General features: G+C 72.9%; 14 protein-coding genes. 6 read left to right on the forward strand and 8 right to left on the reverse strand.

Going from position 1 to position 21,666, the window contains the following annotated elements:
* Positions 1 to 32 precede the first annotated feature (32 nt).
* Together IE250_RS14475 and IE250_RS14480 are read right to left on the reverse strand one after the other, a co-directional pair.
* Positions 33 to 716, reverse strand: coding sequence for a YdcF family protein (locus IE250_RS14475; protein ID WP_189669982.1), 684 nt, complete (start codon positions 714 to 716; stop codon positions 33 to 35).
* Between the two features lie 190 nt (positions 717 to 906).
* Positions 907 to 1,224: a helix-turn-helix domain-containing protein gene (locus tag IE250_RS14480; protein WP_268247830.1), complete on the reverse strand. Its 318-nt coding sequence runs from the start codon at positions 1,222 to 1,224 to the stop codon at positions 907 to 909.
* A gap of 179 nt (positions 1,225 to 1,403) precedes the next feature.
* On the opposite strand from IE250_RS14480, the gene IE250_RS14485 reads away from it, so the two are divergent.
* Genes IE250_RS14485 through IE250_RS14495 form a run of 3 tightly spaced genes read left to right on the forward strand, consistent with a single transcriptional unit; the run spans position 1,404 to position 7,769 of the window.
* The gene (locus tag IE250_RS14485; protein ID WP_189669984.1) at positions 1,404 to 2,924 is read left to right on the forward strand and encodes a DUF3375 domain-containing protein; all 1,521 of its coding nucleotides are present in this window, start codon (positions 1,404 to 1,406) and stop codon (positions 2,922 to 2,924) included.
* Positions 2,921 to 3,619, forward strand: coding sequence for a DUF4194 domain-containing protein (locus IE250_RS14490; RefSeq protein WP_229872466.1), 699 nt, complete (start codon positions 2,921 to 2,923; stop codon positions 3,617 to 3,619). Before IE250_RS14485 ends, IE250_RS14490 begins: the two co-directional genes overlap by 4 nt.
* Positions 3,620 to 3,671: 52 nt before the next feature.
* Complete coding sequence (locus IE250_RS14495; RefSeq protein WP_189669985.1) at positions 3,672 to 7,769, forward strand: ATP-binding protein; 4,098 nt, start codon at positions 3,672 to 3,674, stop codon at positions 7,767 to 7,769.
* Positions 7,770 to 8,142: 373 nt separating this feature from the next.
* Here the strand turns inward: IE250_RS14495 and cofE are convergent, their stop codons facing one another.
* Positions 8,143 to 8,916 (reverse strand): coenzyme F420-0:L-glutamate ligase, encoded by a 774-nt coding sequence (cofE, locus tag IE250_RS14500; RefSeq protein WP_189669986.1) that lies wholly within the window; start codon positions 8,914 to 8,916, stop codon positions 8,143 to 8,145.
* Positions 8,917 to 9,098: 182 nt separating this feature from the next.
* On the opposite strand from cofE, the gene IE250_RS14505 reads away from it, so the two are divergent.
* Complete coding sequence (locus IE250_RS14505; RefSeq protein ID WP_189669987.1) at positions 9,099 to 10,595, forward strand: serine/threonine-protein kinase; 1,497 nt, start codon at positions 9,099 to 9,101, stop codon at positions 10,593 to 10,595.
* Between the two features lie 133 nt (positions 10,596 to 10,728).
* Here IE250_RS14505 and IE250_RS14510 read toward each other — a convergent pair whose 3' ends face one another.
* Both IE250_RS14510 and IE250_RS14515 read right to left on the reverse strand, forming a co-directional pair.
* Positions 10,729 to 11,610: a hypothetical protein gene (locus IE250_RS14510; RefSeq protein ID WP_189669988.1), complete on the reverse strand. Its 882-nt coding sequence runs from the start codon at positions 11,608 to 11,610 to the stop codon at positions 10,729 to 10,731.
* Between the two features lie 10 nt (positions 11,611 to 11,620).
* Positions 11,621 to 12,349: a helix-turn-helix domain-containing protein gene (locus tag IE250_RS14515; protein ID WP_189669989.1), complete on the reverse strand. Its 729-nt coding sequence runs from the start codon at positions 12,347 to 12,349 to the stop codon at positions 11,621 to 11,623.
* 125 nt (positions 12,350 to 12,474) lie between these two features.
* Here IE250_RS14515 and IE250_RS14520 point away from each other — a divergent pair, with 125 nt between their 5' ends.
* Together IE250_RS14520 and valS are read left to right on the forward strand one after the other, a co-directional pair.
* Positions 12,475 to 16,218 carry an ATP-binding cassette domain-containing protein gene (locus IE250_RS14520; RefSeq protein ID WP_189669990.1) on the forward strand — a complete coding sequence of 1,248 codons (3,744 nt, stop codon included), beginning with the start codon at positions 12,475 to 12,477 and terminating at the stop codon, positions 16,216 to 16,218.
* A gap of 64 nt (positions 16,219 to 16,282) precedes the next feature.
* Complete coding sequence (gene valS, locus IE250_RS14525) at positions 16,283 to 19,039, forward strand: valine--tRNA ligase (protein WP_229872467.1); 2,757 nt, start codon at positions 16,283 to 16,285, stop codon at positions 19,037 to 19,039.
* A gap of 105 nt (positions 19,040 to 19,144) precedes the next feature.
* On the opposite strand, the gene IE250_RS14530 is transcribed toward valS, so the two are convergent.
* The 3 genes from IE250_RS14530 to IE250_RS14540 all read right to left on the reverse strand — a co-directional run bounded on the left by IE250_RS14530 (position 19,145) and on the right by IE250_RS14540 (position 21,552).
* Positions 19,145 to 19,648 carry a DUF1877 family protein gene (locus tag IE250_RS14530; RefSeq protein WP_189669991.1) on the reverse strand — a complete coding sequence of 168 codons (504 nt, stop codon included), beginning with the start codon at positions 19,646 to 19,648 and terminating at the stop codon, positions 19,145 to 19,147.
* 174 nt (positions 19,649 to 19,822) lie between these two features.
* On the reverse strand, positions 19,823 to 21,001 hold the full coding sequence (locus IE250_RS14535) for a baeRF2 domain-containing protein (RefSeq protein WP_189669992.1): 1,179 nt from the start codon (positions 20,999 to 21,001) through the stop codon (positions 19,823 to 19,825).
* A 203-nt stretch (positions 21,002 to 21,204) separates the two neighbouring features.
* The gene (locus tag IE250_RS14540) at positions 21,205 to 21,552 is read right to left on the reverse strand and encodes a chorismate mutase (protein ID WP_229872468.1); all 348 of its coding nucleotides are present in this window, start codon (positions 21,550 to 21,552) and stop codon (positions 21,205 to 21,207) included.
* Positions 21,553 to 21,666 lie beyond the last annotated feature (114 nt).

The raw sequence follows: 21,666 nt of genomic DNA on the forward strand, positions 1-21,666 counted from the left end.
GTTCATCCCATCGTCGGCGCGTGGCTGAACGGTCACACGTCGATCGGACGCCGGTCCTCCACGAGCCTCGACGTGTATCCCGCCGTCACGAGCCGGTCGAAGGCGAACATGACGCCGTCCGGCATGTCCTCCTCGTGCGAGATGAACCCGAGCTCCGCGTACAGGGTGAGGCGCTGGGTCTCGCCGACGAGCATGTCGACCACCCGGTCGGCGTCGCCGATCGCCCGGAGGTACGCGTCGAGCGCCATGGGCCGGGAGACACACAGCACGTCGACGTCCGGCCACACCACCCGGCAGGTCGCGAACGCGCGTCGCTGCTGGTAGGGGTGCGAGACGAGCAGCAGGGAGGACGGCTCGATCTGGTGCTCGGCGAGCACCTTGCGGCTGTACTCCAGGTTCTCGCTCGTGTTGGTCGCCGCGGGCTCGACGAGCACCGCATCGGCGGGCACGCCGCGCGCGATCGCGTGGTCGCGGTAGCCGAACGCCTCACCCTCGGGAAAGGCATCGAGGGTGGTGGGCGCGTTCGCCCCCGTGAAGACGATCTGCCGGAACAGCCCTTCGAGGTAGAGGTCCGCCGTGTAGTCGGCCACCCCCAGATCGTGCCCGCCCAGGCCGATGCAGACGTCGACCTGTCGCGGCTCGTGCTTCAGGTCGTGGAACGCCCACAGCGTCTCTACGTCCTCCCGCACTTCGGCGGGGATCATGACGTTCGGCATAGGGCGACCATATTGCTCAGAGGAATGCGGGGCACACCAAGACCGTGAGTACGCGCCCGGATTCCGCGGGTATTGCGCGCAACGTCACGTACATCAGAAACCGGCCACCGGCGCCGTCCTGCGGCGCTCTCGCGCCCCCCGCGCAGACATCCCATGCGCAGACAAGGTAGCGGACATCGACCAGACAGCCCTAGCGCCCCCTGGCCTCGTCGCCGTCTCCCTCACCTGTGCCGTCGGCGGCCCTCACCTGCGCGGCATCGTCCTCGAGCCTGCCCGAGAACAGGTCGTAGTACTGCAGGTGCAGGTGGTAGCCGGCGCCCAGCGCGATGCGCCGGATCATTCCGAGCGTGGGCTCGATCTGCCCGGACTCGATGCGGCTGATCGTCGACGTGGGGACGCCCGCGAGCACTGCCAGGGAACTCATGCTGAGCTCCCGCTCGGCACGGATCCGGACAATGATCTGGGCTGCGGTCGTGAGCAAGGTGCCCTCCCGTCGATGCTCGGCCATCGAAACGTGCCATGACGCACGACAGGGCCCGCCGGAAAGTGAAGATCTGTTTTCCGGCAAGCCCTGTGAGACCTGACTCTATACGTCTATGGCCGTCGCGGCTCAGCGACAGGCGTGTGTTCGCCATGTTTCCTTCGGGGGTGCCGCACCGACACGTTGGCCCACTACTCTCTGCCCCCATGGGTACAGCGAGCTCACCGGGTGACGCCGCCGCGCCCCGGCAGGCCGCCGGGCACGGGGCAGGTCGCCGCGGCCAGGCGGCGCGCGCCGTGCGCGCCCTGCTTCAGGAGCACCCCGCGTGGGTGCTGCTGCGGTCGAGGAACGCCGCGGCCGCCGTCGTGCTGCTGGACCGCAACCTCGGCGCGTCCCGCCGTCGGCTCCCCGTGGAGCAGCTCGCCGACCGGATCGACGACGACGTGCCCGAGCTGCGCCGCGCGGGCTTCGAGCTGCCCTACTCCGGCTACTTCTACGTGTCCGAGTGGATCGACGAGGGCGTGCTCGTGCGGCGCCGGGCCGCCCCGCATGCTGCCGGCGAGCCCGGCGTCGAGACCGTCGAGCTGTCCGACGGCGCGCTGGTCGCCATCCGCTTCGTCTCCCGGCTGAGCAAGCCGCACCCCGCGGTGACGCCGTCGCGGCTCGGCGCGGTGCTCGACGGCCTGCACCGGCTGGCCGACGAGGCCGATCCCGACCCCGAGGCCCGCCTCGCCTCCCTCCTGGAGCAGCGCGCCGCCCTCGACGCGAAGATCGAGCGCGCCCGCCGCGGCGACGACGAGCCCCTGCCGCCCGACGCCGCTGCCGAGCGTGCCCGCGAGGTCCTCGCGCTCGCCGGCGACATCCCCGCCGACCTGGCCCGGGTGCGTACCGAGCTGGAGCGCACGGACCGCGAGCTGCGGCGCAGACTCCTGGAGTCCGACGGCTCGCGCGACACCTTCCTCGACGACGTCTACCGGGGCGTCGACCACCTCGCCGAGTCCGAGGCGGGGCGCGGCCTCGTCGCGTTCCGCGACCTGCTGCGGCAGGCGGAGCACACGGCGCAGGACGACGTCGGTCGCGTGCTCGGCAGCGTCCACCTGGGGCCCGGCGAGGCGTCGGCGTTGCGCCGGCTGCTGCCCACGCTGCAGGACGCCGCCGACGAGCTCACCGACACCATGGCCGGCCTGCGCCGCGCGCTGCAGCGCATGGTGCGGTCCGGCGAGCTCCCGGCCGAGCGCGCGCTGCGGCGCCTGATCGGCGAGGCGCAGGACGCCGCCCTCGCCACGGCGCCCGACGTCACGCCCGGCACCGAGATGCGCCTCACGCTGCCCGTCGGCGCTGTGGCACCCCGGTCCGTAGGCGGCCTCACCCCGCACAACCCCGGCGGGGAGGATGCCGAGGCGCCGTTCGCCGCCCCCGCACCGCCGCCGCGGGCAGTCTCGCTCTCGGCGCTGCGCGCCATGGCGCGGGACTCCGAGATCGACGTGGACGAGCTGCGCGGGCACGTGAACTCCGTCGTCGACCACGCCGGCCGCGCCACCATCGCCTCCGTTCTTGCGGCGCACCCCGCCACCCAGGGCGCCGCGAGCGTCGTCGGACTGCTGACGCTCGGCGAGCAGCACGGCACCCCCACAGGCGACCGCGAGGACGTGAGCTGGCGGTCCTCGCGCGGCGTCGCGCGGCGGACCGCACTTCCCCAGCACCAGTTCGAGGAGCATGTCCCGTGACCGAACCCGACGTGACAGGATCCGCCCGCACCGACCTCCGCAGCGCGCGTCCCGGCCGGCCGGCCGGCGGCGGCGCGCCGTCGGGCAGCACCACCGGCCACGAGGCCGGTGACGCCGGCGCCGGTGCCCGCCTCTGGCCGGGCGACCACGGCACGCTGCCTGCGCCCGCGCGCCTCGCGCTGGCCCGGCTCGTACGCGGCCCCTACCTCGCCGCCGAGTCCGACACGGACACCTGGCGCGCGCTCCTGGCGCACGAGGACGTGGTCCGCGAGCGCCTCGCCGACCAGTACCTCGACCTGGTGGTCGACGCCGACGCGCAGGTCGCGTTCGTGCGGGACGCGCCGTCGCCGGACGCGCCGCAGGTGGTGCGCGAGGTGACGCTGACCTTCCTGGACACGGCACTGCTGCTGTACCTGCGCGCCCTGCTGCTGGACTCGGCGGACGGGCGCGTGGCGGTCAGCCGCGACGAGGCGGCCGACCACCTCGCGATGTACCGCCGGCGGGGCGGTGGTTCGCCCATGGACTTCACACGGCAGCTGGACGCTACGTGGGCCCGGCTGATCGAGTCAGGCATGCTGGAGCCGCTCAGCGGGGACCGGTGCACGGTCTCCCCCGTGCTGCGGACCGTGTTCGGCGCGGATCAGGTAGCGGCGCTGAGCGCCGAGTACGCCCGACTGGCGAAGGAGAGCACATGATGTCACCCCACCCGATCGCTCGCTGCGCTCCCGATCGCGCGGGGGCCCCGAAGTGATCACGTCCCACCCCGGACAGTGGCGGCTCGCGCGCGTCGAGCTCGTCAACTGGGGCACGTTCTCCGGGCACCACGTGGTGCCGGTGCCCCGCGAGGGGTTCCTCCTGACTGGCCACTCGGGCTCGGGCAAGTCGTCGCTGGTCGACGCCGTCGCCGCCGTCCTGACCCCGCCGGAGCACCTGCGGTTCAACGTCGCTGCGGCCGGCACGGCCGCCACCGAGCGCGAGGCGGGTGACCGGGACGTCGTCTCGTACGTGCGCGGCGCATGGCGCCATCGCACCGACGAGAGCACGGGCGAGGTCGTGGCCGACCACCTGCGCGCGGGCGCCACCTGGTCGGGCATCCTGCTGCGGTACTCGAACGGCACGGACTCCCCCGACGGCACGGTGACCCTGGTGCGCCTGTTCCACCTCACGCGGGGCTCGTCGACGCCGGCGATGCTGCATGTGGTGGTACCGGACGAGGTGGGGCTGCTGGACTTCGAGCGGTACGTCCGCTCCGGGCCCGACGTCGCGGGCGTGACCGCGGCGTGGCCCGGCGCGACGGTGAGCGAGCGGCACGGGCCGTTCGCCGCGGCGTTCACCCAGGCGCTGGGGATCGGGTCGGAGCAGGCTCTGGTGCTGCTGCACCGCACGCAGTCGGCGAAGAACCTGGGCAGCCTGGACGACCTGTTCCGCGGGCACATGCTGGACGAGCCCGGCACGTTCGAGCTGGCCGCCCAGGCCGTGGACCAGTTCGCGGACGTGGCGCGCGCCTACGCCGACATCGAGACCTCCCGCCGGCAGATCGAGCACCTGGGCCGCCTCGCGGCTCTGACCAAGGCGTACGACGAGGGCTCGTCGGCCGGTGTGCGCGCGGCTACCCTGCGCGGGTCGCTCGAGACGTTCAAGGACGCGTGGAAGCTCGACCTCGCCCACGGGGCGCTGGCCGAGGCGCGCGCGGCCGAGGATCGGGCGCAGCACCACCGCAAGGCCGCGGACACCGAGGTCGACGTCGCGGCGAACACGCACCAGCAGGCAGTGAACGTGCTCGGCGCGCGCGGCGGGCAGGCGCTCGCCACGCAGGCCGACCGCCTGCAGCGGGCCGGCGAGATCGCCGCCCTGGTCCGCACGCGGCGCGGCGAGCTCGCCACCGACCTCCAGTCGGTCGGCATGAACATGCCCGAGACGTTCGCGGAGTTCGCGGCGCTCAAGGAGAAGGCCCGGTGGGAGCTCGGCGGCCCGAAGCGGCCGGCCACCGGAGGGGTCCCGGCGCTCACCGGCGCCCTGCCCGCCGTCTCGACCGGGCAGGTGTCCGCCGTGTCGACGGGCGCGGTCCCCTCGGTGGCGGGGGTCTCGACGGGGGCGCTGCCGTCGGTCGCCACGGGTGCTGTCGCCACCGTCGGGCGGTCCCGCGCACCCGAGACGCTCGACGCGCACATCCGGGAGGTGCTGGCGGCACGCTCCGCCGTCGGGCACAGGCACGAGGCCGTGGCGACGCGGATCCAGGCCGTGCGGCAGACCCAGACGAACGTCCCCGCCGAGCTGGCCGCTGCCCGCCAGGCCGTGGCCGACGCCGCCGGGCTCGACATCGCCATGCTGCCGTTCGCGGCGGAGCTCCTGCGCGTCCGGGAGGACGACGCCGAGTGGCGCCCCGTCATCGAGGCGATCCTGCGCCCGCTGGCCACGCTCGTGCTGGTCTCCCCCGCGCACCGTGCCGCCGTCGCGGGGGCCGTCGAGGCCGGTCTCGGCCTGCGCTACCGCGTGGTCGGCGTACGCAACGACGCGCCCCGGTCCACGGACGACGCCTCGCTGGTGCACAAGGTCGAGGTCAAGGACAGCCCCATGTCCGGCTGGCTGCACCGCCGCCTGTCCGAGAACTACGACTACCTGTGCGTCGACGAGCCCGCCGGGCTCGACCTGCACGAGCGCGCGGTCACCCGCGAGGGCCTGATCAAGCACGGGCCGGAGGAGATCGAGCAGCCACTGCTCCCCGGCGTCGAGGACTGGGCACTCGGCTGGGACGCCGACGACCGCCTCGACCAGCTCCTGGAGCTCGCGCGCGAGACCCAGGCCCGCCTCGCGGACGCCGACAGCGCCGTGGCCGACGCCGTCGCCGAGCAGCGCGAAGCCGTGCGCCGCCAGCTCACGCTGCGGCACGTGGCCCGCCGCGAGTGGCGCGAGGTGGACATCGAGACCGCCGAGGCGGACCTGACCGACGCGCAGGCGTCGTTCGACCGGCTGCTGGACGGCACGATGGACCTGCTGCAGGCGTCCCAGGACGTCGCGGCGGCCGAGACCCGCCTGGACCATGCCCGCGCCGCCGCCGCCGAGGCCGCCGACGCCCTCGCCGAGGCGCGCGCTCACCGCCGCTCCCTGGAGCGCGTGGTCGCCGAGCTCGGCGACGCTCCGACCAACGCGATCCCGCTCGCGCACCGCCAGGAGCTGGAGAAGCGGTACGCCGCCGTGCGCAAGACGGTCACCCACGAGGTGATCGACGACGTCTCGCTCACCGTGTCCCGCACGCTGGACGCGGAACGCGAGGCCGGGCTGCGCACCTCGGCGGCGGCCGAGCGGGAGATCGTCGGGCTGCTGTCCGAGTTCCGCCGCCGCTGGCCCGCCATCACGCGCGACCTGACGGCGCAGGTCGGCGACCGGTCCCGGTACCTCGAGGTGCTGGAGCGCATCCGCACGTCCCGCCTGCCCGAGCAGGAGGCCCGCTTCTCCGACCTCCTCACCGACCAGGCACGGCGCGCCCTGCGCAAGCTCGCCGCCGAGATCCGGCAGGCACCCGCGGCCATCCGCGAGCGGATCGTCGGGGTGAACACGTCCCTGCGCCGCTCCCCGTTCGACACCGACCGGTACCTGGAGATCCGCGTCAAGGAGCGCCGGCCAGCGGCCGTCGAGGAGTTCCTCGCGACGCTCGACGCGCTCACCGGCGACACCGAGCCGGCGTACGAGGTGCTGGAGCAGCTGGTGCGCCGGCTCGGTTCCAGCGACCCCGCCGACCGCGCCTGGCGGGCCCTGTGCCTGGACACGCGGCGGCACGTGCACTTCACCGGCGTCGAGGTCACCGCGGGCGGCATCGCCCTGGCCGTGCACGACTCCTCCGCCGGCCTCTCCGGCGGCCAGCGCCAGAAGCTGGTCGTGTTCTGCCTGGCCGCGGCCCTGCGGTATCAGCTGGCCGGGGCCTCGGACTCGGCCACGCCCGCCTATGGCTCGATCCTCCTGGACGAGGCCTTCGACAAGGCCGACACGGCGTTCACCCGCACCGCCATGGACACGTTCGCGGCGTTCGGGTTCCACATGATCCTGGCGACGCCGCTCAAGCTGCTGCAGACCCTTGAGGACTACGTGGGCGGCATAGGCCTGGCGACCTGCCGCGAGATGCGGGAGTCGCGCGTGGACGTGGTCCTGCTCGAGTCCCCGCTGCCCGACGTCGTCCCGGTCCCCTCGGCCACCCGGGGCGGCGGTTCGAGCGGCGGTGCTGGCGGTGGTGCGGCGAGTGGGCCGGCTTCGCGGGCGACGCCGGCGGTCGGTCCGCTGCCTGGCGCTGCTGTGGGGGCGGCTCCGGCTCAGGCTGCTCCGGTTCAAGCTGCTCCCGCTCAGGCGGCTCCGGTTCAAGTTGCTCCGGCTCAGGCTCAGGCTGCTCCGGCTCAGGCGGCGTCCGCGGCGCCGACACCGAGCCGCGCCCCGAATCCGCCCGCCCCGCCGGCGCCGAGCCGCGCCGCGGAGCCTGCATCACCGGCTCCGGCGGACGATGCCGGTACCACCACCCCGCCGCGCGGGATCCCACCGGTACCGCCTCCACCCCCGCCGCCGCCCGGCCAGGCACCCGTGGATTGGATCCCTGCCGGACCGGCTCCTGCCGGACCGGCTCCCGTCGAATCCGACCCCGTCAGCTGGGATGTTGTCGCTCCGGATGCCGCGACCGAGGTCCGGCCCGACGGCGATCGACCGGCGACCGGCAACGCAGCGGGCGGGGCGGCCGACCCGGCGTCGGACGAGATCGGAGACGGCCAACCCGAGCCGGACTGGTCCGTCACCGTTACCCCGGGCGAACCGCACGGCTCGTCGCCCGTCGTCCGCATGACCTCGCGCCGCCCCTCGCTGTAAAGGCTCACCCACCCGGCCTTCCCCTGTAGCAGCCTCCCGGCGCTTGGCATATCTCCTTTGCGAGGTCAGTTGCCGAGCTGCTGGGCGGGGGGATTCCGCGCGCGGGGCTAAGGGGTGATGAGTTCGGTCCTCGGGGCGGGCGCCGACGAGATCGGTCGGGTGCCTCGAGATCGGTCCATCGGCGGACCGATCTCAAGTCAACGGACCGATCTCGTCGAGCCTGGTCCACCGTCCGACCGAACTCGGCGAGCCCCGCGAACCATCCGACCGACACCGAGCCCACCGCCGCGAGACCAACAGCCCTGACCGGCCACCCACGGATTCGGCCCAGAGATCGCATGAACCTAGGCAGAGTCACCGGGTAGGCGAGGCGTCAGCGACGGCCGTCCGCGAAGCCGCGGGCGTAGGCCTCGGCCGAGCCCTCCCGGAACAGGTCGTCGGCACTGCCGCGCACCAGGACGCGGGAGCCCGGGCCGTCCTCGTCGGTGACGTGGTGGCCCATGCCGCGCACGACGGCGACGGCCCGGCCGGTCGACTTGCCGCGCACCAGCTCGGACGCCGCGGCGATCTCGTCGACGACGGCGGTGACCGTCACGTTGAGCGGGCGCCCGTGGGTGTCGGTGCTGCCGCGCAGGTCGTCCGTCGGGGTGATCCCGGCGCAGCCGATCGCGATGTCGACCAGGGCTTCCCGCCACGGGCGGCCGACCGTGTCGGTGACGACGACGCCGATCCGCCGCAGCCCCAGACGCTGGGTCAGCGCGGCGCGAATGGTGCGGGCCGAGACGTCCGGGTCCAGGGGGAGGAGCAGGACCGTGCCCTCGGGCGTGTTGCTGGCGTCGACGCCGGCGGCGGCCATCACCAGGCCAAGCTTGTTCTCGACGATCCGCAGCGGTGGCAGCCCCGGGCGTTCCCGCTGGGCGACGACGCGGACGGTCTCGTCGGTGATCGCCTGCTCGCGGTCGTCGGCGGCCACGACCCGGCCCTCCGCCTTGGAGACGATCTTGGAGGTCACGACGACGACGTCGCCGTCGCGCGGCCGGTCCTGCTCCTCCTGACCCGCCAGGAGGTCGGCGATCAGCTCGCCGAGGTCGTCGCCGGGCGTGATCTCGGGCAGTCCGTCGGGGGCCCAGATGCTGAGTCGTTCCACGGGACCATCCTCACATTCCGGCGCGGGCTCGAGGGCTCGGCGCGGAGCCGGCGCCGTCGGCCCTGGGTGATCGGGTGTGCCGGGGCTAGTTTTGCGGCGACCGACCACTTCGGTGCGATAACCTGCCACGCGTTCACGCCATATATGTCCGGTTCGCCCTGGACCGCTAGGGGGAGCCTTCCGTGTTGCACGATCCGCCCGCTCGGTCGAAGGTCCTCATACCGGAGCCGGCGGCCCTGAGGTCCGGCGAGCCGCGCACCATCGGGCCGTTCCGGGTCCGGAGCCGGCTGGGCAGCGGCGGCATGGGCGACGTCTACCTGGGGACGGCGCGCCGCGGGCAGCAGGTAGCCATCAAGCTGATCCGGGGCGCCCAGCTCGACGACGACGAGTTCCGCGCGCGCTTCCGGCGCGAGGTACGCGCCGCGGCCAAGGTGCGCAGCCGGTTCATCGCGAACCTGGTCGACGCCGATCCCGATGCGGAGCTTCCCTGGCTCGCCACCGAGTACGTGCCGGGGCCGACCCTCTCGCAGGAGCTGGCCGCGCACGGCCCACTGCCCCAGGCGGCCGTGGCGAACCTGGTCGTGGGCGTCGCCGAGGCGTTGCACACGATCCACCGCGCCGGTCTGGTGCACCGCGACGTCAAGCCGGCCAACGTGATCCTCGGGCCCGACGGTCCGCGCCTGATCGACCTGGGCGTGGTTTCCTCGATCGGCGCGACCCGGCTGACCATGACCGGGCAACCGGTCGGTACGCCGATGTACATGGCCCCGGAACAGGCCATGGGGAGCCGTACGACCTCGGCAACCGACGTCTGGGCGCTCGGCGCGCTTGCCTACTACGCCGCTACCGGCAACTACCTCTTCGAGGGGGACCATCCCGCCGTCGTGCTGTACCGGGTCTCGGCCGAGGAACCGTCCTACGACGACTGTCCCGAGTACCTGCGCCCGTTCCTCGATGCCTGCCTGGTCAGGGACCCGGAGGGGCGGCCGTCTCTTGACGCGATCCTGCACTCGCTCGGCGCTCCCGCCCCGGCCGGTGTCACGCTCCCCCTGGTCGAGCCGCGGCGAGTTTCCGGCGCCGGTCGTCGCCGCACACCACGGGGCGGCGCGCACAGGGGCCGCCGGAGGCGGACCATGGTCGTCCTGGGCTCGGTGGCTGCCGGGACGGCGGTGCTGGCCGGGGCCACGTTCGGTGTCTGGAGCTCGCTCACCAGTGACGACCGAGAGCCCACCGGCAGCGGCCAGACGCTGATCACCACACCACCGCAGAACAGCCCGAGCCCGGTCCAGCCGGCCGCCGACGGCAGCCGGGACCGCCCCTGGGCACAAGGGACCGTCAAACATCTCGACGAGGGCTCGTGCTGGATCGCCGGTGTCATCGGGGTGGAGGAGCGGCAGGCCAGGCTGAAGCTCGCGTGCGACCAGGTGGGGACGAGCCTCTACGGCAATCCGACGCCGAGCGCGCACCTCGACGTCTACGCCGTCGGGCAGGACGGGACGACGCTGCCGAGCGAGCCCGCCGACGCGGCCGCGCAGGACACGTTCTGGACGCTGGGCAACCTCATGGACACCAATCCGGTGACCGTCACCGTCACGCTGCCCGACGTCGGGCCGCTGGCCGCTGTGGAGGTGCGGCAAGGCAAATACGGCTACGGCTGGTACTGGGACGCCACCCGCTGACGGCTCAACCGATGGACCCCCGCAGACCACCCTTTGTTGTGGGCGCGATCGTTGCGCCTAAAACGGACACCACGTCGCAACGATCGCGCCCACAACAAACGAGGTCCTGTGCGCCTGGGGGCTCGCGGTCGGTTCAGAGGCGCCCGTGCGTCCGGAGGGTCTGCAGCGCACCGAGCGTGACGATGCCGCGCCACTCCACGGCCTGTCCCGGCGACCAGTGGAGGAAGTCGAAGTCCCAGCCGCCGTCGTCCAGCTGCTCCTGCTCGAGCCGGTCCAGCTCCGCCGAGATCTGGCCTGAAGAGAACAGCGCCCGGCTGGGTGCACCCGGCCTGGTGGACAGCTCCAGGGGCCGGAGCTTCTCGTCGTCCTGCCCGCCCTCGACGGGAATGGACCCGTCCTCGCGCAGCGCGGGCCGCAGCCGCTCGACGGCTGCCGCCGCGCGGTCCGGCTCGGGCACGGCGTCGAGGAAGTGGACGGCGAACTCGACCGTGTACCCGCCCTGGAGGAGGGCGTCCCCCTCCACCTGCCCCCAGCACCATGCGGTCGCCGCGTCGAGCCACGGGTGGTTCACGCCCAGATGCCACAGGTGGCCGGCGATCGCGAACGTGAGCAGCCCGTTGTCGCTCGGCTCCTGCATCCACGGCGCGGCCGGGTAGCCGACGCCGGTCGGCAGCACGTGCGGCACCCGGCCGTCCGGCAGTGCTACGGAGGCGAGCCAGTCGGCTGTCTCGGTGACCAGCAGCTCCACCGCCGGGTCGGCGGCGATGCCCAGCTCGGCGAGCACCTCGAGCGCGGACATCGCGGCCGAGACCTGGCTGTCGGGCCCGCGCAGGTCGGGCTCCAGGGCGTGGCCCCATCCGCCGTCGTCGTTCCGGTAAGGACGCAGGGCGTCCAGGACACGTCCGCTCGGTGCGCCGTCGAACAGCACCGCGAGGCGGTGCCGCTCCAGCAGGCGGGCGTCGTCGTAGATGAACCGTTTGGCGGCTCCGATGTCGATTCCCGTTGTTGTGCTCATGCCTGCGACGCTAGGCGGCGGTCAGGGCGGCGTCTTCCAGAAATCGGACGGGCGTGAGACCGGTCAGGCGGCGCACCTCGTCGGACATGTGCGCCTGGCTCGCGTACCCGGCCGCCGCCGCGCGCTCCGCGAGCGGTGTCGATGAACCCGAGGACAGGCCGATCAGCCGCCGCAAGCGGGCCACTCGGCCCAGCATCTTGGGCCCGTAGCCGACGGCTTCCACGGTGCGGCGGTGCAGGTGCCGCTCGCTCACGCCCAGGGCCTCGGCGACGCCGGAGATCCGCGTCCCGGGCGCGCCGAGCCTTCGCGCGGCCGCCGCGACCAGCCCGTCGCGCTCCGCCTTGCGCTGCAGCACCGTGCGCGCCAGGAGGTACAGCCGCCCTGGTGGGTCGGCCGCGCTGAGGGCGTCGGCGAGCGCCGGACCCACGTCTGGCCAGACGTCGGCGAGAGGCACGCGCAGGTCCCGCACCTCCGACGCCGGGATGCCCAGGACGGCGCCCGCCGCGCCGGGCCGGAGCCGGATGCCACTGGTACGCGACGCCGGAGCGCTGCTGGGCCCGGCGACGACCGGGCCCGTGTCGGCGCCGACGACCACCAGCTCGCCGTCGAGCCGGACCAGGTCCACGCAGCCGTCCGGGATGATCCGCTGCTGGTGGCCGGGCGGCGCCTCGTGCTCCCACAGGCACGCCACGACCGGCAGCAGGCCGGTGGGCGGCGCGAGCTCACGGTAAGGGGTCACGAAAACCACGCTACAAGGCACCTCTGACACCCGCCCCTGGCTCTGCTCGGACCCGTCGGGACCCACCTGGGCCCGCATCCTGGGGGCGCCCGCCGAGTGTCAGAGGCCAGTGGCAGAGTCGTGCTGTGCCCCACATCCCGGCTCGGCCGAGCCGCCGAGCTCGCCCGCCCAGCGGTCAGCGCCACACCCCGTGGCGCCGCCGCGCGCTGCGTGTCGCCGCCATCGCGGTCCCGGCAGCGCTGCTGGCCGCTGCGGCCTCGTCGTACGCCGCGGTGGTGACGGGCAGGATGGCCGCGGACCCGGCCCGGGACACGCTCGTCATGCTCGCGGTGGTGAGCGGCGCTGTCGTCGTGCTGGACGCCGTGACGTGGCTGGTGGTGCAGCGCGCCGTAGCCCGAGCGGAGGCCACGCTCCGCTCGGACCTCGCCGCCGCTGCCCTGGGCCAACCCCTGCCCGCACTCGAGGAGCAGGCGGTGGGCGAGCTCCTTGACCGGGTCAACGGGGATCCGGCGCGGCTCACCCGCGCGATCAGCGGGATCGGCATCACCCTGGGTCAGGCGGCGATCAGCCTGGTGGTCGGGTGGGTGGCGGCCGGTCTGGTGTGGTGGCCGGCGTGGGTCGCGTTCCCGCTGGTGGCAGCCGCGGTACTCATGTTCGCGCGCCGGTCGGCGCGGCCCTTGCGCGCCCTGAGCCGGCGCAGCGCCGAGGCGGTCTCGGACCACATGGCGCAGTTCGAGGAGGCGGTCACGGCCCGGGACGACCTGCGCACCGCGCACGGCCAGCGCTACGCGTTGCGCCGGTACGCCGAGCTGGCCGCGCGCCAGATCCGGCTCCGGGAGGAGTGGTCCATGGCGTTCTCCCGCGTCCGCCTGCGCACGGAGCTGCCGCTGGACGCCCTGGTGGGCGCAGTCCTTGTCGGCGGCGTGTGGGCCGTCACGGGCGGCACGCTGGACGTCGCGCGCCTCGTCACGCTGTGGCTGCTCGTCACGGGGTTCGTGGGCCGGGTGGACGTGCTGGGCCGCCTCCTGCCCCGGGTCGAGGAGGCGATCGGCACGTTCCAGCGGGTGCGCGAGCTCCTGGCCGCACCCCAGGAGCCCGACGGCGGCGCGCCGTTCCCGGGCCGGACCGGCTCCGGCCGGTCCAACGGGGTCGACATCGAGCTGCGCGACCTGACATTCACCTACGGCGGCAGCTTCACCCTCGGCCCGCTTTCGCTGACGATTCCGGCGGGCGGCACCTGCGCGCTGGTGGGGCGGACGGGATCGGGCAAGACGACGCTCACCAAGATGCTGTCCCGGGCGGTCGAGCCGCCCGCCGGGGGCGTGTTCCTGGGCCGCCGGGACATCACCGATCTGGACGTGCACGAGCTGCGCACACGCGTCGGTGTCGTCGGGCAGCGCACCGAGATCCTTGCCGCGACGCTCGCCGACAACATCAAGCTCTGGACGCCCGTTCCCGCGGAGCGGGTCGAACAGGCTGTGGACGCGCTCGGCCTGCGCGCGTGGGTCGCGTCCCTGCCGGACGGCCTGGACACCCGGCTGGGGCCGGACGGCGTGACCCTGTCGGCCGGGGAAGAGCAGCTCGTCGCCTTCGCCCGGCTCCTGGTGCGTGACGTCGAGGTGGTGGTGCTCGACGAGGCCACCGCGCGCATGGACCCGGCGACGGCAGAACGGGTCACCCTGGCCGCGCAGACCCTCCTGGCGGGACGGACGGCGATAGTCGTCGCGCACCGTCTGTCCACGGCCCGGCACGCCGACACCGTGGCGGTGCTGGAGGGCGGCCGCCTCGTGGAGCACGGTCCGTGGGACCGGCTGGCGACATCGGACGGCCACTTCGCCCGGCTGGTCACCGCGGCTGGGCTCGCGGACCTCGGCGCGGAGGCGGCGGCCCCGCCTGGTTCCGAGGGGCCGGCCAACGCCGGGGCGGTCGCCGCTGGGGCAGGCGGCGCTCGGGCGAGCGACGCCGGGGCGGTCGCCGTCCGCATGCCCAGCGCTGGGGCGGGCACCAGTGCACCCGGTCCCGCGCCGAACCCCGGTGCACCAGACCTGTCCGCACAGGCAGCCCGCACCGGCGTCGGAGTCTCGGCGCGGCGAGGCGAGGCCGCCCAGCCGCGGCGTGGGTCGATGATGCGCGCCGTGTGGAGCACGCTGCGCGCCCGCCCGGCGGGCCTGCTTGTCCCGGCCATCGTGTGGGAGCTGACGGACTACCTCACCTCGACCGGCCTGGTGGTCGGCTGGCTGTGGGCGACGCTCGTCGTGAGCCTGGAGCACGGCTCCACGCCCTGGTTGCTGGCCGGCGCGATCCTGGTGGCGGTGGTGGCCAACACGCTGCTGCCGTATACGGTCCGGCTGACGAGCGCACGGTGGTGGGCCGACTCGCGGCTGCGGCTGCACCTCGCGGTCCTGCGGGGGCAGACGGCGCAGCGGCGCACCGTCCGCGACGCCCCCGGCGAGATCGCCGCACGCGCCCAGGAGGAGTATCGGCTCACCGGCCACACCCAGGCCTGGCGCGAGCTCGTCACGGCGCCCGTCACCCTGGCGGTGCTCGTGCTCCTGAGCGGGAGCCTGCTGGCCGGCGCGATCGGGCTCGCCATGGCGGCCGTGATGTTCGCCGTCCAGGTCCTCGGCAGCCGCTCCGTCGCGGCCGCCGCGCGGCGGGCAGGCGACGCCGCGGCGGAGCTGGGCCGCCTGCTCGGATCGGCCCTCGACGCCGTGCGCACCGTCAAGCTGACGGCAGCGACCGGCGGCGTCCTCGCCCAGGTCGCCCGGGTCGACGGCCGCCGCGTGCAGGCCTCGTTGCGGGAGGAGCGGACCGGCTTCCTGGTGGGCCTCGGCCCGTCCGTGCTGAGCCGTGCCGCGGCGGTGCTCGCGTGGACGCTGCACCTGAACGGCACGTGGTCACTGGCCACAACGCTCCTGGTCAGCACGTCGATCGGCACGTTCAGCTGGATCGGGTACGGGCTGGGCGACCTCGTCACGAGCGCCGCGACCGCCCGGCGCTGGGTCGACGTCAGCTCCCGGTACGCGGGCACGGACCGCCTCGCCGACGTGCCTCGCGACATCGACCTGTTCGCGGGCACAGCGGTCCCATCCGGGACGGCCGTGTCCGACGAGCAGGCCGACAAGCAGGCCGGTGAGCACGCGGACGGACAGGTGGGCAGGAACGCCGGGACGGCCGCAGCGGGCGCCCTGCGCGAGCTGCGCCTGGACGGCGTCAGCGCAACGCACGACGACGGCACGGTGGGCGTCGCCGGCGTGGAGCTCACGGTCCGGCGCGGTGAGCTGGTGCTCGTGGTGGGCCGCGTCGGGTCCGGAAAGTCGTCCCTGCTCGCCGCCCTGTCGGGCCTCGTCGACGTCGGCGGCCGACTGACCTGGAACGGCGCCGAGATCACCGACCCGGAGACGTTCCTGCGCCCGCCCCGCGTCGCGCACGTCGCCCAGGTGCCGCACGTCGTGTCGGGGACCGTCGCGGACAACGTGCGCCTCGACCACGACCGCCCCGTGGCCGGCCCGGTCCGGTCGGCCGGGCTCGAGCGCGACGTCGCCGAGGCGGGCGGGACCAGCACGCTCGTGGGGCACCGAGGCCTGCGGCTCTCGGGCGGGCAGGTGCAGCGGCTCGGTCTGGCCCGGGCGCTGGCTACGGGGTCCGATCTGCTCCTCGTGGACGACGTCTCCTCGGCCCTCGACGCCGTCACGGAGGCGGAGGTGTGGTCGGGCCTGCGGGCCGCGGGCACCACGGTGCTGGGCACGACGTCGCGCGCCGCGACCCTGGCCGTGGCCGACCGGGTGGTGGTGCTCGACGGCGGGCGCGTGGCCGCCGTCGGGCACTGGCGCGACCTTGAGCCGAACTGGTCGCACCTGGCCGGCTGACCGGCCGGCCCAACCTGTGGAAAACGTGCGCTTCGGGTTGCTCGAATCTGGGACACTTGTCCGCATGAGCATTCCCACCTCCCCCGGGCCGACGGACCCGGCCGCGACCACACCCGCCCAAGACTCTCCCGCCGCCTCGGTAGGCGGCGGCGACGTCGTACGCGCTGTGGTCAAGGAGGTACCGGACAAGGTCAGCACGGACGGTCTCGAGACCAAGTTCGACGAGCGCTGGACGGCCGAGGGCACCTTCGCCTTCGACCGCACCAAGACGCGCGCCGAGATCTACTCGATCGACACCCCGCCGCCCACCGTCTCCGGCTCCCTGCACGTGGGCCACGTCTTCAGCTACACGCACACCGACGTCGTCGCCCGCTACAAGCGCATGCAGGGACGCGAGGTCTTCTACCCGATGGGCTGGGACGACAACGGCCTGCCCACCGAGCGTCGCGTCCAGAACTACTTCGGGGTGCGCTGCGACCCGTCGCTGCCGTACACGGAAGGCTTCGAGCCGCCGCACCAGGGCACCGACGGCAAGAACGTGAAGCCCGCGGACCAGATCCCGGTCAGCCGCCGCAACTTCATCGAGCTGTGCGAGCGCCTCACGGCGGACGACGAGCGCACGTTCGAGGAGCTGTGGCGCCGCCTCGGCCTGTCGGTCGACTGGGCACAGACCTACCAGACCATCGGCGACAGCTCCCGTGCGACGGCGCAGCGCGCCTTCCTGCGCAACCTCGCCCGTGGCGAGGCGTACCAGGCGGAGGCGCCAGGTCTGTGGGACATCACGTTCCAGACGGCGGTGGCGCAGGCCGAGCTCGAGGCGCGCGACTACCCGGGCCACTACCACCGGGTCGCGTTCCACCAGTCCGACGGCGAGCCCGTGTACATCGAGACCACGCGCCCCGAGCTCATCCCGGCCGTGGTCGCGCTCATCGCGCACCCGGACGACGAGCGCTACCAGCACCTCTTCGGCACGACCGTGACGTCGCCGCTGTTCGGCGTCGAGGTGCCCGTCGTCGCCCACCACATGGCGGAGCCGGACAAGGGCGCGGGCATCGCGATGTGCTGCACCTTCGGTGACCTCACGGACGTCCAGTGGTGGCGTGAGCTGCAGCTGCCGACCCGCTCGATCATCGGCCGCGACGGCCGCGTCACGGGCGACCTGCCGGAGTGGATCGCAGGCGGTCCGGGCGCCGAGCTGTTCGAGACGGAGGTCGCGGGCAAGACGACGTTCAGCGCGCGCAAGGCCATCGTCGACGCGCTCACCGCGTCGGGCGACATGCCGTCCGCGCCCGTCGCCACGCAGCGCAAGGCCAACTTCTACGAGAAGGGCGACAAGCCCCTCGAGATCGTGACCTCGCGCCAGTGGTACATCCGCAACGGCGGCCGGGACCAAGGGCTGCGCGAGGAGCTGTTGGCCCGCGGCAAGGAGCTCGACTTCCACCCGGACTTCATGCGCGTGCGCTACGAGAACTGGGTGGGCGGCCTCAACGGCGACTGGCTGATCAGCCGCCAGCGCTTCTTCGGCGTCGCGATCCCGCTCTGGTACCCGATCGACGCGTCGGGCGAGGTGGACTACGCCCACCCGATCGCCCCGGCCGAGGAAGTCCTGCCCGTCGACCCGACCTCGCAGGCGCCCGCCGGCTACACGGAGGACCAGCGCGGCCAGGCCGGCGGCTTCGTGGGCGACGCCGACGTCATGGACACGTGGGCCACGTCGTCCCTGACCCCGCAGATCGTGGGCGGCTGGGAACGCGACAACGACCTGTTCGAGCGGGTCTACCCGATGGACCTGCGTCCGCAGGGCCAGGACATCATCCGTACGTGGCTCTTCTCCACCGTGGTGCGCTCGCACCTGGAGAACAAGGTGCTGCCCTGGAAGAACGCGACGATCAGCGGCTGGATCCTCGACCCCGACCGCAAGAAGATGTCGAAGTCCAAGGGCAACGTCGTCACGCCGATGGACCTGCTCGTTGAGCACGGCTCGGACGCGGTGCGGTACTGGGCGGCGTCGGCTCGCCTGGGCACCGATGCGGCGTTCGAGGTGGGCCAGATGAAGATTGGCCGCCGCCTGGCGATCAAGGTCCTCAACGCCTCGAAGTTCGCGCTGTCGTTCGGCGGCGGCGCGGGCAGCGAGATCGCACTCGACCCGGCAGCGGTCACGGTGTCTCTGGACCGGTCGATGCTCGCGGGCCTGGGAGGTGTCGTCGAGCAGGCCACTGCGGCGCTCGAGGCCTACGACCACACGCGCGCGCTGGAAGTCACCGAGACGTTCTTCTGGACGTTCTGCGACGACTACCTCGAGCTCGTCAAGGATCGCGCCTACGGCGCGGGCGCCGACTCCGCGGACCTCACCCCGGAGACGACGTCGGCCCGCACCAGCCTGGCCATCGCACTCGACACCATGCTGCGCCTCCTGGCGCCCTACCTCCCGTTCGCCACGGAAGAGGTCTGGTCCTGGTGGCGCGAGGGTTCCGTGCACCGCGCGGCCTGGCCAGTCGCGGAGCCGCTGCGGGTGGCCGGCGGCGACGCCGACCCGGCGGACCTCGCGGCCGCCGGCCACGCCCTGGCGGCGCTGCGCAAGGTGAAGTCCGAGGCGAAGGCGTCGATGCGCACGCCCATCGTGGCCGCGGCGCTGGCCGTGCCGGCCGGGTCGCTCGCCGCTGTCGAGACCGCGGTCGAGGACATCAAGGCTGCCGGCCGCGTCACCGGCCCGCTCGATCTGGTGGCGGCCGCGGAAGGCCAGGGCGACCAGGCCGTCCAGGGCGGCATGGTCGTCACGTCGAGCGAGCTGGGCGAGGCCCCGCCGCGCAACAAGGGCTGACCGCTCTCTGCCGAGGTAGAACTGTGGCGAGATAGAACTGGGGCTGAGGTGCTGATCAGCGCCTCAGCCCCAGTTCTATCTCGCCACAGTTCTACCTCGGCATCGTCAGTTGAGCATCAGCACCACGGCGTCGCCCGCCTCGGCGGCGGCGCCGTAGAACGCGGTGAGCTCACCGTATGCCTCCGCCAGGCGCTTCGGATCGGTCTCCGCGGCGTGCTCGGTCGGGTCCGGGCAGACATCCTCGTCGCACACGTGGGCGGCGTCGGCGAGCGGCGCCAGGGCCTCGAACGACGTGCCCACCAGGAACGCGGCGGCCTTCTCCACCTCCTCCGGGCCCAGATAGCGCGCCGGTTTGATCCCGCCGGTCGGAGCAAGCTCGACACCGCCCTGGACCGGGTCGACGGGCATCCCGCCGTGCACCAGCAGCACCGTGTGGAGCGGTCCCCATACTGTGCCGATGCTGAAGTACCTCGCCTCCTTTGCCGGAAGGTCCATCTGTACCCATTCGCCGGCGAGCTCGTCGATGTGCTCCAGCGCCCAGGTCAGATCTGTCCGTGCCTTGTCGAAGTCGTCGGCGGCCAGCCGCGCGTACTCACAATGAATCCCCATGGCCCGAGACCGTACCGATAATGCGTTTCCGTGTGTATGGGCAAACCGGACACATTCTGAGCAACAATTTCCCATAGACGGTAAACCGGAAATTCCAGACCCGTGGGCGCCCGTTCTGGCCGCCTTTACCCCGGTCAACCGGCCGAGAATTCACAACGAATTCACGTGAGCGAGTCAGTGCATGCGTCGATCGTCGCCCGACATGCTCGCGAGCGCCTCGGTCGGCGTGCCGTCGTCGTGCCATCGCAGTGTCGCGGCGACTCCGTCCATGAGCTCGATCGAGCCCTCAGGGGCGAACGTCAGGCCGGCGTCCTGCCCCACCGCGGCACGCACAAGCGCGACCGTGGCAGGCAGCTCCTCCAGCCCGTCGGTGACCCCCATCGCCTCGAGGTCGTACCGGGACGCCGCGATGTGCACCGGATCCGGACCGATCCAGAGCCTCCGCCCGTTGATGGGCCCCGTGGCCGAGACATACTCCTCCGACAGCACGAGCTCCTTGACCTGCCCGCGGGCGAGCACCGTCACGACGTCGTCCACCGACGTCACGGCGTTCGACTCGCGGCCGAGCTCACGCCGCAGCTCCGCGATGACGCGCTCGCGACGCCGCTCCCGGTAGGAGTCGAGAACCTCGGAGACCCGCTCGGCGAACGCACCCTCGTGCACCCCGGCGCCACGTCCACCGCCAGGGACCTCGACCACCTTCTCCGCCGTCGGCGCCGTCAACGCGGCACGCGCGAGCGGTACCGCCCGCTTGTCCCCGGTCAGCAGCACCAGCTCTGGCCTGGTCTCAGCCACGCGACGCTCGATCTCGGCCGCCACGGCCTCCGCGTTGCGGTCCCACGAGTCCTCGGCGCGGGACTCGATGCGCGCCCGCTTGACCCCCGTGGAGCCGGACTTCTCGATCTCGTCGTGCGGCGCCTGGAACGTGGTGTGCACCTTGCCACCTTGCCCCACACGGAAGAAGTCCGCGCCCGTCCGGTCGATAGCCACCTTGAGCAGCTCCACGGACTCGTCGGCCGCCAGTGCGGCCTGCAGCAGCGCCGGTACCGGCGCCCACGAGCCGGAGCTCGAGGCCGGCGGGTTGTTCACCACGCGATCCACCAGCACGCCCGTGTCGTCGGCGATGACGACCCTGCCGTGCGGTCCCGGAACCCACGTGGGCCGAACCACCACCTCTTCGATCGTTTCCAGCACGGCCCTCGGGGCCTTCTGCTCCGCCAGCTCCTTGCGCACGGCGTTCCAGCGACTGCCGACGTCGCGGTCAGCGGCCTGCTGGGACGGCGTCACGTCCAGGTACACCGTCGCAAAGGGGCCCCGGTGGCCGAGGAGGGGTTTGAGCCAATCGATCTTCATACGCACCTCCGCATCTCCCGCCGAGGTCGAGGTGATGCCCTACCGCATGACCCCGCCCCCCGGCGTTCCCTCCAGGAAACGACGGATCGCGGGCCAGCGCCACCCCCCTGCGGGAATTACTTGTGACCAGGGCACCAAATTTCTACCACTCAACGTCGACGAGTCACCAGAAATTGGCAAACTCACGCCAAGCGCTAGCCCCTTCAAGCGTAGGTGTCGACCTCAGGCAGGTTGTCGCCCTTGTGCTGCGCGGCGATCAGCTCGTGGTGGCGGATGACCTCGCTCACGATGAACTGGCGGAACTGCACGGCGAACTCGGGGTCCAGACCGGACGCCTCAGCGATGTTCGTGAGCCGTGCGATCTGCTCCTGGTCGCGCGACGGGTCCGCGGGGGGCAGGCCGCCAACGGCCTTGAGCTCCCCCACCCTGCGCGTCATCTTGAACCGCTCGGCCAGCAGGTGCACCAGTGCCGCGTCGATGTTGTCGATGCTCCCGCGGAGGCGGATGATCTCGGACGGCACCGGAGCGCTGGTCGGTTGGTTGTCAGACACAAGTAGAGGCTAACCGCCCGGGGCCCTGACCGGCGAAGCGCGACCAGGCAAAGGCTGTTCCGACCTGCGACGCAGATCGGCTACAGTCTGCCGAGCAGGCACGCAACTTGGTGA

It is taken from the genome of Promicromonospora soli (assembly GCF_014653785.1).
In the GTDB taxonomy this organism is placed as follows: Bacteria; Actinomycetota; Actinomycetes; order Actinomycetales; family Cellulomonadaceae; genus Promicromonospora; species Promicromonospora soli.